14 protein-coding genes are annotated in these 13,862 nt (G+C 41.1%); 3 read left to right on the forward strand and 11 right to left on the reverse strand.

Going from position 1 to position 13,862, the window contains the following annotated elements:
• Positions 1 to 23 precede the first annotated feature (23 nt).
• Complete coding sequence (locus PX700_RS04845; protein WP_479520015.1) at positions 24 to 2,195, forward strand: S46 family peptidase; 2,172 nt, start codon at positions 24 to 26, stop codon at positions 2,193 to 2,195.
• A gap of 703 nt (positions 2,196 to 2,898) precedes the next feature.
• Here PX700_RS04845 and PX700_RS04850 read toward each other — a convergent pair.
• Positions 2,899 to 3,513: a nucleotidyltransferase family protein gene (locus PX700_RS04850; protein WP_479520016.1), complete on the reverse strand. Its 615-nt coding sequence runs from the start codon at positions 3,511 to 3,513 to the stop codon at positions 2,899 to 2,901.
• Positions 3,514 to 3,924: 411 nt separating this feature from the next.
• Here PX700_RS04850 and PX700_RS04855 point away from each other — a divergent pair, with 411 nt between their 5' ends.
• Positions 3,925 to 5,196, forward strand: coding sequence for an O-acetylhomoserine aminocarboxypropyltransferase/cysteine synthase family protein (locus tag PX700_RS04855; RefSeq protein ID WP_479520017.1), 1,272 nt, complete (start codon positions 3,925 to 3,927; stop codon positions 5,194 to 5,196).
• A 40-nt stretch (positions 5,197 to 5,236) separates the two neighbouring features.
• Here PX700_RS04855 and PX700_RS04860 read toward each other — a convergent pair whose 3' ends face one another.
• From PX700_RS04860 to hisG, 10 genes are all read right to left on the reverse strand, one after another.
• Complete coding sequence (locus tag PX700_RS04860; RefSeq protein ID WP_479520018.1) at positions 5,237 to 5,428, reverse strand: DUF1289 domain-containing protein; 192 nt, start codon at positions 5,426 to 5,428, stop codon at positions 5,237 to 5,239.
• Between the two features lie 2 nt (positions 5,429 to 5,430).
• Positions 5,431 to 5,988, reverse strand: a complete 558-nt coding sequence (locus PX700_RS04865) for a hypothetical protein (protein WP_479520019.1) — start codon at positions 5,986 to 5,988, stop codon at positions 5,431 to 5,433.
• Positions 5,989 to 6,107: 119 nt separating this feature from the next.
• Entirely contained in the window at positions 6,108 to 6,722 is a 615-nt protein-coding gene (gene hisIE / locus PX700_RS04870) for a bifunctional phosphoribosyl-AMP cyclohydrolase/phosphoribosyl-ATP diphosphatase HisIE (RefSeq protein ID WP_197180631.1), read from the reverse strand.
• The gene (gene hisF, locus PX700_RS04875) at positions 6,713 to 7,492 is read right to left on the reverse strand and encodes an imidazole glycerol phosphate synthase subunit HisF (protein WP_479520020.1); all 780 of its coding nucleotides are present in this window, start codon (positions 7,490 to 7,492) and stop codon (positions 6,713 to 6,715) included. Before hisF ends, hisIE begins: the two co-directional genes overlap by 10 nt.
• A complete protein-coding gene (locus tag PX700_RS04880) occupies positions 7,474 to 8,208 on the reverse strand; it encodes a 1-(5-phosphoribosyl)-5-[(5-phosphoribosylamino)methylideneamino] imidazole-4-carboxamide isomerase (RefSeq protein WP_010552951.1) in 735 nt (244 codons plus the stop codon). The genes hisF and PX700_RS04880 overlap by 19 nt, the downstream gene beginning before the upstream one ends.
• A gap of 33 nt (positions 8,209 to 8,241) precedes the next feature.
• On the reverse strand, positions 8,242 to 8,832 hold the full coding sequence (gene hisH, locus PX700_RS04885) for an imidazole glycerol phosphate synthase subunit HisH (protein ID WP_479520021.1): 591 nt from the start codon (positions 8,830 to 8,832) through the stop codon (positions 8,242 to 8,244).
• Positions 8,829 to 9,890 (reverse strand): bifunctional histidinol-phosphatase/imidazoleglycerol-phosphate dehydratase HisB, encoded by a 1,062-nt coding sequence (gene hisB, locus PX700_RS04890; RefSeq protein WP_033038394.1) that lies wholly within the window; start codon positions 9,888 to 9,890, stop codon positions 8,829 to 8,831. The genes hisH and hisB overlap by 4 nt, the downstream gene beginning before the upstream one ends.
• Positions 9,887 to 10,996 (reverse strand): histidinol-phosphate transaminase, encoded by a 1,110-nt coding sequence (gene hisC, locus PX700_RS04895; RefSeq protein WP_479520022.1) that lies wholly within the window; start codon positions 10,994 to 10,996, stop codon positions 9,887 to 9,889. The genes hisB and hisC overlap by 4 nt, the downstream gene beginning before the upstream one ends.
• Positions 10,986 to 12,287, reverse strand: coding sequence for a histidinol dehydrogenase (hisD, locus tag PX700_RS04900; protein ID WP_479520023.1), 1,302 nt, complete (start codon positions 12,285 to 12,287; stop codon positions 10,986 to 10,988). The genes hisC and hisD overlap by 11 nt, the downstream gene beginning before the upstream one ends.
• Before the next feature lie 5 nt (positions 12,288 to 12,292).
• A complete protein-coding gene (hisG, locus tag PX700_RS04905; RefSeq protein ID WP_479520024.1) occupies positions 12,293 to 13,192 on the reverse strand; it encodes an ATP phosphoribosyltransferase in 900 nt (299 codons plus the stop codon).
• Between the two features lie 420 nt (positions 13,193 to 13,612).
• Between hisG and PX700_RS04910 the strand changes: the two genes are divergently transcribed.
• Positions 13,613 to 13,849: a hypothetical protein gene (locus PX700_RS04910; protein WP_479520025.1), complete on the forward strand. Its 237-nt coding sequence runs from the start codon at positions 13,613 to 13,615 to the stop codon at positions 13,847 to 13,849.
• Positions 13,850 to 13,862: the final 13 nt, after the last annotated feature.

A 13,862-nucleotide genomic window follows, 5' to 3' on the forward strand; every position in this document is an offset into this window, starting at 1 on the left:
AAACAAATAAAAAGGATTCTATAATGCGTTTAAAACCTCTTGTAGCTACATTAGCAGCCACATTTGCACTATCACTTTCAAGTAGCGCCATTGCCGATGAAGGCATGTGGCAACCACACCAACTTCCAGAGTTAGAATCAATTTTAAAAGCTAAAGGGCTTGAAATTGATGTTGAATCTATTTCTAAATTAACCGAATTCCCAATGAATGCGGTAATTAGCCTAGGTGGCTGTACAGCATCGTTTGTATCGCCAAAAGGCTTAGTGGTTACAAATCATCACTGTGTTTATGGCTCAGTACAATATAACTCAACGCCTGAGAACAACATTTTAGAAAATGGCTTTTTAGCTAAAAGTCCTGCTGAGGATTTACCAGCAGCACCGGGTTCACGCGTATACGTAACAAAAACGGTTACCAACGTAACAGATGAAGTAATTAAAGGTACTAACGAGCTAACAGCAAAAGCACGCTACGATGCACTCGAAAAAAACGAAAAAGCACTAGTAGCTCAGTGTGAAGCCGACGAAAGCTATCGTTGTAATGTATATTCGTTTCATGGTGGTTTAGAGTTTTACCTAATTAAGTCACTTGAAATAAAAGACGTACGTTTATCGTATGCACCAGCTATGGGCGTAGGTAAGTACGGTGGCGATATAGATAACTGGATGTGGCCGCGCCACACAGGCGACTTTGGTTTCTACCGTGCTTATGTAGGTAAAGATGGAAAACCTGCAGAGTACAGTAAAGATAACGTACCTTACGTACCAGACTCTTACCTAAAAGTAAGTGCCAAAGGCGTGCAAGAAGGCGACTTTGTAATGGTTACAGGCTACCCAGGGCGTACTAACCGCTACCGTATAGCAACAGAGGTAGATAACGTATTTAACGACAGCTACCCTAAAGCACGCGTTCATAACTCAAAATACGTGTCGCTTATTGAAGAAAACTCAGAAGATGGCAGTAAAGCGCGTATTGCTTACGAAAGCACCATTGCAGGTTACAACAACTATATTAAAAATTATGGTTCGATGATCGAAAGCTTTAAAAAAGGCACTATGCTTGAGCGCAAAAAACAGTTTGAGCAAGATCTAACACAATGGATCAATAGTGATGCTGAGCGTAAAGAACAATACGGAAGCGTATTAGGTGAGCTATCTGAGCTAATTGCGCAATCACAAGAGCACAGTGAACGCGACCGCATGTTAGGTTATGTGCACCGCTCACAAATGATCAGCACAGCACGACGTTTATACCGCTTAGCTTACGAAAAACAACAGCCAAATAGCGAACGTGAATCTGGTTATCAAGAACGTGACTTACCGCGCATTAAAGCAGGGCTTGAGCGCATGACGCGTCGTTATGATAGCAAAGTAGACAAAGCTATTTTACTGCACTTTTTAGAGCTATATGCAGCACTTCCAAAAGAAGAGCGTTTTAGCGACGTTGATAACGTGTTTAAAGTACAAAATGGGTTTGATAAAGCAACCCAAAGCGCGTTGCTAGATAGCATGTATGAACAGTCAAGACTTGATAATGCCACTGTTCGCACTTCATTATTTGAGCAATCGTTTAGCCAGCTAAATCAAAGCCAAGACCCATTTGTGCAGTACGCTAAAGCAATCTTTAAAGTAATGAAAGCTGAGGAAGATAAATCAAAAGCACTAGCAGGTAAATTACAAGCAGCTCGCCCAGAGCTAATGAGCGCAATCATTGCGTTTAACAAAGATAAAAACAAACCTGTATACGCCGATGCCAACAGCACATTACGAGTAACCTATGGCACCGTAGGTGGCTACTCACCTCAAGATGGCTTGGTAGCAACGCCGTTTACATCGCTTGAAGGGTTACTAGCTAAAAACACCGATGTTGACCCATTTAATGCGCCTAAAAAGCTACAAGAGCAAATTAAAGCTAAGCTTTACGGTAATTACACGGGTGGCATGAATACAGTACCCGTTAACTTTTTATCAAATGTAGACACTACCGGTGGTAACTCAGGTTCGCCAACACTTAACGGCAAAGCAGAGCTTGTAGGTTTACTGTTTGACGGTGTTTACGAAAGTATTATTGGTGATTGGGATTATAACCCAGAGCTTAATCGCTCTATCCACGTTGATTCACGCTACATGCTGTGGGTAATGGATAAAGTAGATAACGCACAAAACTTATTAGACGAAATGACAATCGTAAAATAAGTAATTGGTGAGATAAGAGAAGGGCGCTTACCGTAAAGGAAGCGCCTTTTTGTTGGGAGTTAACCGTTAATTGTTTTTCTTGTGTAGGCGGGAGTTTACCTCGCGCAATAAAGCAGAAGCGCAAAAACCCCAAAGCGCGGCATAAAGCCCCGCCCACCAATATAACCCCAGCCTTGTAGGCAGGAGTTTACCTCGCGCGCAATAAAGATAAACCCAAAAGCGCGGCATAAAGCCCCGCCCACCAATATAACCCCAGCTTTGTAGGCGGGAGTTTACCTCGCGCGCAATAAAGAAAAACCCCAAAGCGCGGCATAAAGCCCCGCCTACCAATATAACCCCAGCTTTGTAGGCGGGAGTTTACCTCGCGCAATAAAGCAGAAACACAAAACCCCAAAGCGCGGCATAAAGCCCCGCCCACCAATATAACCCTAGCTTTGTAGGCGGGAGTTTACCTCGCGCGCAATAAAGAAAAACCGCCAAAGCGCGGCGTAAAGCCCCGCCCACCAATGTAACCCCAGCTTTGTAGGCGGGAGTTTATCTCGCGCGCAATAAAGAAAAACCGCAAAGCGCGGCATAAAGCCTCACCTACCAATATAACCCCAGCTCTGTAGGCGGGAGTTTACCTCGCGCAGTAAAGTGATAACGGACAGAGCTTGTTGGACGAAATAGCCATCATAAAATAAGTAATATCGATTACATTAAGCTAGATAGTAGTTACGTACATTGTTAACTTTTTTAACGCCTCATAATCTTCTGGAGAATTGTATACACTTTCAAAAAGTGTAAAAGCAACATGGTCATTTTCTTTAAGCCAAGTGAGGCTACTTTTTGAACCAAAGAACCATTTGTCTCGCAAATGAAAATATGTTTCTAGTAAATTAAATTGTAAGTATGTTCTTCTGTGATTTCCTTCTAAATCCCCTTTAAGCACCCGTTTAAGAACTTTTAGCCTCAATTCAATGATGTTGCGCTTTTCTTTATGATTTAAAGGTACTGGCCCTTCATTAATTTTTACATTTATTTCTTGCAATAGTTTAGCGCCATATCCTAACCTATCAATAGCGCAGAATGCTTTACCCATTTGGGCGAACTTAACTGGGTTTTGCATAGATTCTGTGGGATAGAGCCATGCATCAAGGAAAATTCCATTGGAATCTCTGAAGTCTTCAGGCACGGGTGGAGAATCAAGAAAACAAGCCATGTCTACGTCGCTCTCATCCGTAGCATCACCTCTTGCTCTGGAACCGTAGATTATTATGGTATGTGGATTGTATTTATCAACAACCTCATTAACTGCTAATTCTGTCATTTTATCCATCTAAAAACCTTATCTGTAAATGCAAGTATTTGACGCTATATTTAAAGCGGAATGTTACAGAAAAACTAATGATAACGGTATGTATTATTAGTGAGGTATAATTTTTTAGTGTTAATTTCGTATGCAAATATTATTGAATAATAGCTAGTCTTACAGATGGTTATTTACTTGCGTCAAGTTGATGTTATTTATGGTGTAGTTTACTTTTAGAAAGTACCCATAATGTTTATTGAAACTAGGCCGTATCTGCATACCTAAGTGTTTTAATATTGAATAACGAATTTATAAAATATCGGCTTAACGCCATTTTTAACTTAAATCAAACTACCTCAACATCCTTTAATATATTTCATGTGCATTTTATAACCAAGAAGTGCTAGGTTAGTGGTAAATTAATTGAAGGAAATAATTATGAAATTAGAGTCATTAGCACTGCACCATGGTTACGAATCTGAAGCTACGACTAAATCTGCAGCCGTTCCTATTTACAATACATCATCGTACACATTTGATAACACCCAACATGGCGCTGATTTATTCGATTTAAAAGTACCCGGAAATATCTACACCCGCATAATGAACCCAACCAATGCCGTACTTGAACAACGTATTGCTGCAATGGAAGGGGGCATCGGTGCGCTGGCTGTTGCCTCTGGGATGGCTGCTATTACGTATGCTATTCAATGTTTGTGTGAAGTCGGTACTAATATTGTAAGCACCAGCCAAGTGTATGGTGGCACGTATAACTTATTTGCCCATACATTACCTAGGCAAGGTATTGAAGCGCGCATGATTAAGGCTGATGACTTTACAGCATTTGAGAATGCCATTAATGACAACACCCGCGCCGTTTTTTGCGAGTCAATTGGTAATCCGGCAGGTAATATTGTTGATATTGAACGCTTAGCACGTATTGCACACAGTAAAGGCGTGCCGCTTATTGTTGATAATACCGTGGCTACGCCGTATTTATGCCGCCCATTTGAGCTGGGCGCCGATATAGTGGTTCACTCACTTACAAAGTATATAAACGGGCACGGCACTGCCATTGGCGGCATGATTGTCGACTCTGGTAAGTTTGATTGGAAAGCCAACGCCACGCGCTTTGCAATGATGAACGAGCCCGATCCGTCGTATCACAATGTGGTGTATACCGAAGCATTTGCTGAAGCTGCATTTATTGGACGCTGCAGAGTAGTGCCACTGAGAAATACCGGCGCAGCGCTTGCGCCTAAAAACGCATCTGACATTTTAATCGGCCTTGAAACCTTAGGCTTAAGAATGGATCGCCACTGCGAAAATGCACAGCAGTTGGCTGAGTATTTAGAAAATCATCCAAAAGTGCTTTGGGTTAATTACGCAGGGTTAAAATCAAGTCCGTATAACGCAATGAGTCAAAAAATTACCAGTGGTAAAGCATCCGGTATTTTAAGTTTTGGTATTGCTGGTGGGCTAGAGGCTGGTACTCGTTTTATTGATGCGCTAAACATGATTTTACGTCTAGTTAATATTGGCGATGCCAAGTCGCTTGCGTGTCATCCTGCGTCAACCACACACCGCCAATTAAACGATGAAGAATTAGCAAATGCGGGCGTAAGTCGCGATTTAATACGTTTGTCGGTCGGTATTGAAAACATTGTAGATATAATGGCAGATGTAAGCCAAGCGCTCGATAAAGCATAACGTTAATTTATAGCCTCGAGATATCGAGGCTTTAGCTTTATTACGTTTTTGTGATATCTGCTCGTGGTGTTTCTAAAATCGTTTTTTTTTCATCTTCAGATAATATTATCCAATCAAAGATTTCTTCGTTGGTACGCCCGCAACCAGTGCAATAACCGCTGCGGCGCTCACATATTCCTAGGCAATCAGTTTTAAATTTAGATGGTTTTTTGTTTTGATTTAATTGGCGCATAATTAAAGTCCTAACGGCGGTGCAATTTCAAAGCGAGTAGTGAACCCATTACTTTCTTGATTGGTAGAGAGTGTAATTACTGGGGTTTTAGTATCAAGTACAAAGGTGCTGTAAATTGAACTTGCGGTTTCTTTTTGGCTTTCAAACCAGCCTGCTTTGGTTAAACATTGGCGTAATTGTAGGGCTAGTTTTTGATGAGATTTTATTGTTTTAGTTTGTGTTTTAACAGGCGTTTGGCATTGGTAGCTTGCTTGCTCTGACTTATTTAATGTAACCGTACAGGCTGCCCCAATAATATGAGTATTAGTACGCCATTGATTAGTAAACTGGTTAGTTACTTTATCTGTTTTTATTGAATTAAAACCAGACTCATAACTGCTTATAAGGTTATTTATTGGGCTGCATTCATCAAGTATTACTGTGTTTTTTACAGACTGATTCGTTGTAGTAGTGGTTGCTGTAGTTGTAGCAGTCTGATTAGTTTTGCCCGTACAGCCCGCTAAAATAAACGCGACAAATAAAATAAATGCGACGAAGGAAGGAGTTATATAGTTTTTCATAGTTCACAGTAACCGAATAATTGAGCCTCGCACTATACCATATATAATTTACTCAATTAAAAGCGAAAAACAAAAAGGCCCATAAAATATGAACCTTTTGTAATTTTCTGTAACAGGTGCTATTTATGGCGACCTTGTAAGCATTTAACTACATCTTCAAGGGCTAAGCCTTGACGTTGTAGCAATACAGTCAGGTGATAAATTAAATCAGCAGACTCGTTTGTTAGCTCATCGTTATCGTGTTTCATAGCGGCAAGGGCAACTTCTACGCCTTCTTCACCTACTTTTTGACAACTACGGCTTAAGTCTTTTGCAAATAATGAGGCTGTGTAGCTTTTTTCAGGGTCGTCGTTTTTACGCGCAACAATCACATCTTCTAATTGTGCTAAAAAGCTTAAACTTGGTTTTGCATCATCACCAAAACAACTTTGTGTGCCTAAGTGGCACGTTGGGCCTTCTGGGTTGGCAAGTACTAAAATTGAATCGTAGTCACAATCGGTATGCACAGATACTACGTTTAAGTAGTTTTCTGAAGATTCACCTTTAGTCCATAAACGCGATTTTGAACGCGAGTAAAACGTTACTTTATTGCTCTCAAGCGTCACTTTTAATGCTTCGCTGTTCATAAAGCCTTGCATTAAAATAACACCAGAGCGGGCATCTTGAATAATAGCAGGGATCATTTCACTTTTAGCGAAATCGACTTGATCTTGGTTTTGTTGTGTTACTTGCATAATCTTGCTGCCACTTGGTTATCTGTTAAAAATTGTTTAAGTTCGCCAATGTTAATCACATTTTTATGAAAAACGCTGGCTGCTAATGCACCATCTACTTTGCTTTGTTTAAATACATCAACAAAATCTTGCATACTACCCGCACCGCCTGAGGCGATTAAAGGAATGTGACATAGCTCGCGAATTTTACTGAGTTGCTCGTTATCGTAACCGTTACGAACGCCATCTTGGTTCATACAGTTTAATACAATTTCGCCTGCGCCTAAGTCTTGTACGCGCTCAACCCACTCTTGCGTTTTATAACGCGTACGGCTTGATGCATTAGGATCGCCAGTTAATTGATAAACTAAATACTCGCCAGTAGTCTCATCAAAAAAGCTGTCTATGCCGACTACTACACATTGCTTACCAAACTCATCGTGTAATTCTTTAATAAGTTCAGGGCGCGCAATAGCAGGGCTGTTAATACTTATTTTGTCTGCACCGCGCTCTAAAACGCGCGCTGCATCAGCTACCGATTTAATACCGCCGGCTACACAAAATGGAATATCGATATTGCGTGCAATACTCTCTACCCAATTTACATCAAGAAGGCGTTTTTCAACGCTTGCACTTATTTCGTAAAAAACCAGTTCATCAGCACCAGCTTCACTGTAAGCTTTAGCCATTGTTAAAATGTCGCCAACTATTTCATGACCTTTAAACTTCACGCCTTTAACTACTTGGCCGTCTTTAACGTCTAAGCACGGGATTATGCGTTTTGATAACATGCCAATGCCTCCTCAACGCTAAATGCGCCATCAAGCAGTGACTTACCTAATATAACGCCGCCGACACCAAGCTCTTTAAGCTTTTTAATGTCGTCAAGTGAGCTTACGCCCCCTGAGGCTTGCACTTTAATTGTGCTGTTGTGGCGAGTCAGGTCTTCGTAAAGCTCAAACGATGGGCCCGTCATTGTGCCATCTTTACTGATGTCCGTGCATAAAAAATCAATAACACCTAAGCCTACGTAAAAATCAACCAGCTCAAGTAAACCAAACTCAGATTCACTTAACCAACCGTGCGTAGCAGGTGCCCAGCCAGTGGCTGTTTTATTTACATCAAGGGCAATAACAAAGTGCTCTGCGCCAAATTGTTCAATCCAGGCTTTTACTTGTTCGCGTTTTTCTACTGCCATTGAACCAATAACAACTTGGTTTGCACCGGCTTTTAGCCAATCACTTACATCTTGCTCTGAGCGAATACCGCCGCCCACTTGGTACGGTACGTTAAGCGCTTTGGTTGCAGCTTGAATATGTTTCCACTGTTTTTTACTTGGATCGCGTGCACCTTCTAAATCAACAAGGTGTAGTTTACCTGCGCCGCTGTCGGCATATTCTTTTAAACGCGCGCCAAGTTCGAAAGGGTAAAACTGTGCTGTGTCGTATTTACCTTGGTACAAGCGCACAATTTGATTTTGTAATACGTCTAATGCTGGAATAATCACAAATAATCTCTTTTTTGTTAGTTAATGGGCAGCTTACAACTGCCAATCAACAAAATTTTGTAATAAACGTGCGCCAACTTTTGCGCTGCGCTCTGGGTGAAATTGCATGCCAGCGTAATTGTCTTTAGCAACAATGGCTGAAAAGGTTTGACCGTATTCGCCGCTAACTAGTGTGGCGTCGTTTACTGTGTGCGCAAAGCTGTGAACAAAATACACTTGCTCATCAAGCGTTAGCCCTTTAGTTAACGCATGCTCTTTGTTAACGCTTAAGTTATTCCAACCCATATGCGGCGACGTTAAATTGCCTACATCGAGTGCTTTTACTTGTCCTGGTATTTTACCTAGGCACTGTACGTTACCTTCTTCGGTGCTTTCGCACAGTAACTGCATACCTAAACAAATACCCATAAGCGGGCGCTGGTATTCATTTATAGCTTGTTGCCAGCCGTTATCTACTAGGCGTTTCATAGCAACCGATGCATGCCCTACACCTGGCAATATAGCGCGCTCAAAATCCGCTAATTGCTCTGGTGATGTAATTACTGTTGGCATTTGCCCTAAGCGTTCAAACGCAAAGCGTACTGAATTAATATTGGCACAACCGGTGTTAATTATGGCAATCATAAACATCCCTTAGAGCTGGCTGTTTGTTGGGTCGTATCTTGTGCTACTGCCATACGAAGGGCGCGCGAAAACGCTTTAAATAAACCTTCTACTTGGTGATGACAGTTACCGTCGCTTACCGATAAAATAAGGCTAATAGCGGCGTTATCACTTAAACTTTTGAAAAAGTGCTCAACCATTTGTACATCTAAATCGCCAGCTTTTTCACGGCTAAAGTTGGCGTTTAATACAAATGATGCACGACCCGATAAATCAATTTGCGCTTCAGCTTTACACTCATCCATTGGTAGCGCAAAACCATAGCGTGCAATTTGCGATTTAGTACCTAGAGCTTGTTTTAGTGCAACACCGAGTGCAATACCAATGTCTTCAACAAGGTGGTGCTCATCTATGTGTAAATCGCCTTTGGCTTTAATGTTTAAACCAATGTTTGCGTGCGTACGAATTTGATCAAGCATGTGATCAAAAAAGCCAAGTCCGGTGTCTATGCTGCCATTTTTAGTTTGATCTAAGTTTATGGCTACATCAATTTGGGTTTCTTTAGTGTTGCGTGTAACACGACCTTCGCGGTTTGCAGTGGTCAATTTAGTTACTATTGCACTCCAATCGCCGTCGTATAAAATACCTTCACAACATAAGTTTTGAGCAAGGCCAATATCAGTTTCACGGTCGCCAATAACAAAAGAGCGTGCTAAATCTACTTTGCCTGAGCGCATAAGCTCGGTAAGTAAGCCTGTTTTAGGTTTACGGCAATCGCAGTTTTGCTCGTTAAAGTGAGGGCAAATTAATACTTCGTCAAAGTTAATACCTTGGCTTTGCATTATGTCCATCATTTTGTCTTGTGCAATATCAAAGTCAGCAGTAGGGAAGCTGTCTGTGCCTAAACCATCTTGGTTTGAAACCATCACTAAACGGTAACCTGCAGCTTGTAATTGTAATAACGCAGGGATAACGCCAGGTAAAAATGCTAGCTTTTCAAGGCTATCTACCTGCTTGTCGGTAATTGGCTCTTCAATAATAGTGCCGTCGCGGTCGATAAATAAATAGGGGTTACTCATGATACTTCGTTTCCTGCTAAAGATGCTGCGGTAGCTGGCGTTTGTAAGCCATCTAACCAAATTTTTACTTGTTCAAGTTCTTGTTCACTGCCAATAGAAATTCGTAGCCAGTCGTCTTCACCGTATAGCGTAAAAGCGCGCATAACTAAACCTTGCTCAAGTGCAATTTTAAAATAGTTTTTATCGGCTAATTTTAAAGTAACAAAGTTACCTTCACCAGTGAGAATTTTTAATACAGCAGGTGAGGCGTTTAGCCAATCTACCAATTTAGCTTTTAAGCTGTTTAAAATAGTCACTTGGCGGCGCATTGATGTAATTGCGTCGGGTGCAATTGCTTGCGCAGCAATACTTGCCACTACGCCCGATACCGGATACGGCGCAATCACTTTACGAATTGGTGCAAGTACACTTGCTTGTGCAAGGGTAAAGCCGGTTCTAAGTCCTGCTAGCGCAAAGGCTTTAGATAACGTACGCAGTACGACTACATTACTAAACTCATTAATAAGTTTAGTGGCACTTTGCTCTGGACAAAACTCTATATAGGCTTCATCAACAATTACCAGTGCAGAACCCGTAAGTGCTGTTGCAATTGCTTTTACTTTATCAAGAGGCGTTAAGCTGCCCGTTGGGTTATTAGGATTACAAATAAATACCAGTTTTGAGTTACCCACCGTTGTTACTATTTCATCAACACTGCCACTTAATAATAATTCTTGCGTAAGTGCATTAATGCCAACGTTGTGTGTATCGGCGGTTACTTTGTACATACCGTAGGTAGGTAAAAATAACGCGATGCTGTCTTTAGCTGGCTCACAGTATGTGCGTACTAAAAGCTCTATGCCTTCATCTGCGCCGCGCGTCATTAAAACATTTTCGCTTTCAAGCTCTGTATAAGCTGCGTAGCGGTCAATAACCAGTTGCGGCTGTGGATCGGGGTAGCGATTTAAATCTTCAATACTCAGTTCAAGATTTTTAGCATACGGGCTTTCGTTAGCATTTAGCCACGTAGTACCGGTTAGCTTTTCACTTTTTGCAGAGCTATATGCAGCAAGGGCTGCAATGTTTTCAGGTAATAAGCTAGACGCTTGTGCGATCTCATTGCTCATTTTTAATTGCCTCTAAACGAATTGAAACCGCATTAGCGTGGGCATCTAGGCCTTCTGCATCTGCAAGTGGTAAAATAGCTTTCGAAAGCTCAGTTAATCCACTTTTACTTATTGTTTGTACGGTATACGTGCGGAAAAAATCAAGTAAGTTTAAGCTTGAGTACGTTGCACTGTAGCCATACGTTGGTAATACGTGGTTAGTACCCGATGCGTAATCGCCTGCTGATTCTGGTGTGTAATCGCCTACAAATACTGAGCCTGCATTTTTAACTTTATCTAGGTAAGGTGCTGAATCAGCTAATTGTAAAATTAGGTGCTCTGGACCGTACTGCGCTGATACATCAAATGCCTGCGCAACTGAATCAACTAAAATAAGTGATGAGTTAGCTAGTGCTTTTTCGGCTGTGTCTTTTCGGCTTAAGTTAGCAAGTTGGCGAGTAAGCGCCTGCTGAGTTTGTTCTATAATATTCTCGCTGTTACATAATAAAATAACTTGCGAGTCAGCTCCGTGCTCTGCTTGTGAGAGTAAATCGGCGGCTATAAATTCTGGGTTTGCACGTTCATCTGCAATAACTAATACTTCAGACGGACCTGCTGGCATATCAATTGCCATACCCGGGATAGTTTGCGCAACAAGCTGTTTAGCCATTGTTACAAAGCTATTACCAGGGCCAAATATTTTGTTCACTTTAGGAACCGATTCGGTGCCATACGCCATTGCTGCAATTGCGCCTGCGCCACCACTTTCTATTAACGTAGTGATACCACATAACTTAGCTGCGTATAAAATAGCAGGGTTAATGGCTTTATCACCTTGTACCGGTGTAGCAAGTACAACGGTTTTTGCGCCGCTTAACTGTGCTAATACACCTTGCATAATAACCGACGATGGCAGTGGAGCACTGCCACCGGGTACATAAATACCGACTGCTTCGATGGCTTGATATTTCAGTTCACATACAACGCCTGGTTGGGTCGATAATTTAATATCTTTTGGCAATTGCGCTTCGTGAAAACGTTTAACGTTTGCATAAGCGGTATCAATTGCGTATTTAAGCTCCGCACTTAGTGATTGCTCTGATGCGTTAATTTCATCAAGCGGAACACATAGGCGAGGGTTAGCTCTATTATCAAACTCCTTAGCCATGCTAAGTAAGGCTTTATCGCCTTGCTCTTTTACATTAGCTAAAATAGTTTTACATATAGCTTCAACCTTGGCGCTGGCAGAAACTGCAGGGCGCATTAGCGCCGCTGCTTGTACTTGTGAAGATTCCTCATTCCAACGAAGCATGGCACTTACTCCATCATTTTTTCAATTGGCATAACTAAAATAGAGTTAGCGCCTAGGGCTTTTAACTGCTCCATTGTTTCCCAAAATAATGTTTCGCTGCTTACCATGTGAAGTGCTACGTATTCATCGTTACCAGCAAGGGCAAGTAGAGTAGGTTGACCAGAACCAGGTAAAATTTCACAAATTTCATCAAGTTTGTTTTTTGGAGCGTGTAGCATGATGTATTTGCTTTCTTTAGCTTGTCTAACACCACGTAGGCGCGGCATAAGCTTATTGATTAGTGCTAGTTTGTCAGTGTCTTGAAGATCTTTATTTTGAATTAAACAGGCGTTTGATTCTAAAATTGTATCGCCTTGAATCAAGCCGTTAGCTTCAAGTGTTGCGCCAGTAGATACCAAATCACAAATTGCATCAGACAAACCTGCACGCGGTGCTACTTCAACAGAACCCGTAAGCATTACTGTACTTGCGTTAATGCCTTCGCGCTTTAACCACTGAGTTAAAATTTCTGGGTAGGTAGTAGCAATACGTTTGCCTTCAAACCAGCTCTTATCGCGAGCGCCAAGCTCTTGTGGCCATGCAAGTGCAAGACGACAGTAACCAAAGTCTAGTTTTGAAAGTTTAGTTACTTCACTTGGAACACCTTGGCGCATCCGTTCTGCTTGAACTTCTACTAGTACGTTTTCGCCAACTATGCCTAAGTCACATACACCGTCCATTACTAAACCCGGAATATCGTCATCACGCACACGTAGTACGTCAATTGGCATATTAGTTGAGTGTGCAATTAAGCGTTGTTCACGAAGGTTAAGTTTAACACCTAACTGTTTTAGCAGATCTTGACAATCTTTAGATAGGCGGCCACCTTTTTGAATGGCGATACGTAGACGATTACTGTTGTTCATTATTCATTTTCCTTTAATTTAAAAACTAAAAACCCCGAGGGGAACCTCAGGGCGAAAATGAATCAATGTTATTTGAATCGCCAGAGGTTCCTTTTAGGAATAACCTCTCAGCGAAAGACCTGACAGGTTATTCCGGTGAATGGTGGTGATGATGTACTGTTGTCAGGTTTAAGCGCATTTTTTATCCTATGTAACTGCCCGTTGTTTTGTTAACGTGCAGTTGTTATCTGTTTAAATAAATTTCGCATTCATAAAAACATAAACAGCTATATTATGGCAAGTTTTTTTTAGCTTAATTAAAGCATATGTTATAACTGTCGATAATATTAAGATAATAAGCGCAATTTTAACGAATAATTGTTTGTTTATCATTCAAATTAAGCATTTTGATAATCAAACAGTTAAAATAAGGAAGTACGTATGGATATTATGATCCCTTATTTAGGAAGAATAACTAGGCTAGAAGTCGAGTCAAAAAGTGCTTTTCATATTGCGGGTGTGCAAAGTGGCGCTGTGGCTGAAAAAGTTAAACTAGAGAATAAAAAAAGGCGTGAGTTACAAAAAAAGAAAAAGCTCAATATACTTGATGATCAAAATAATAAAAAAAATTCTAAACTAGATGATGACGAAAACCCCCATTTAGATACATGGGCTTGATAATAGCAACTTT

The sequence above is a fragment of the Pseudoalteromonas sp. TP27 genome (assembly GCF_056470645.1).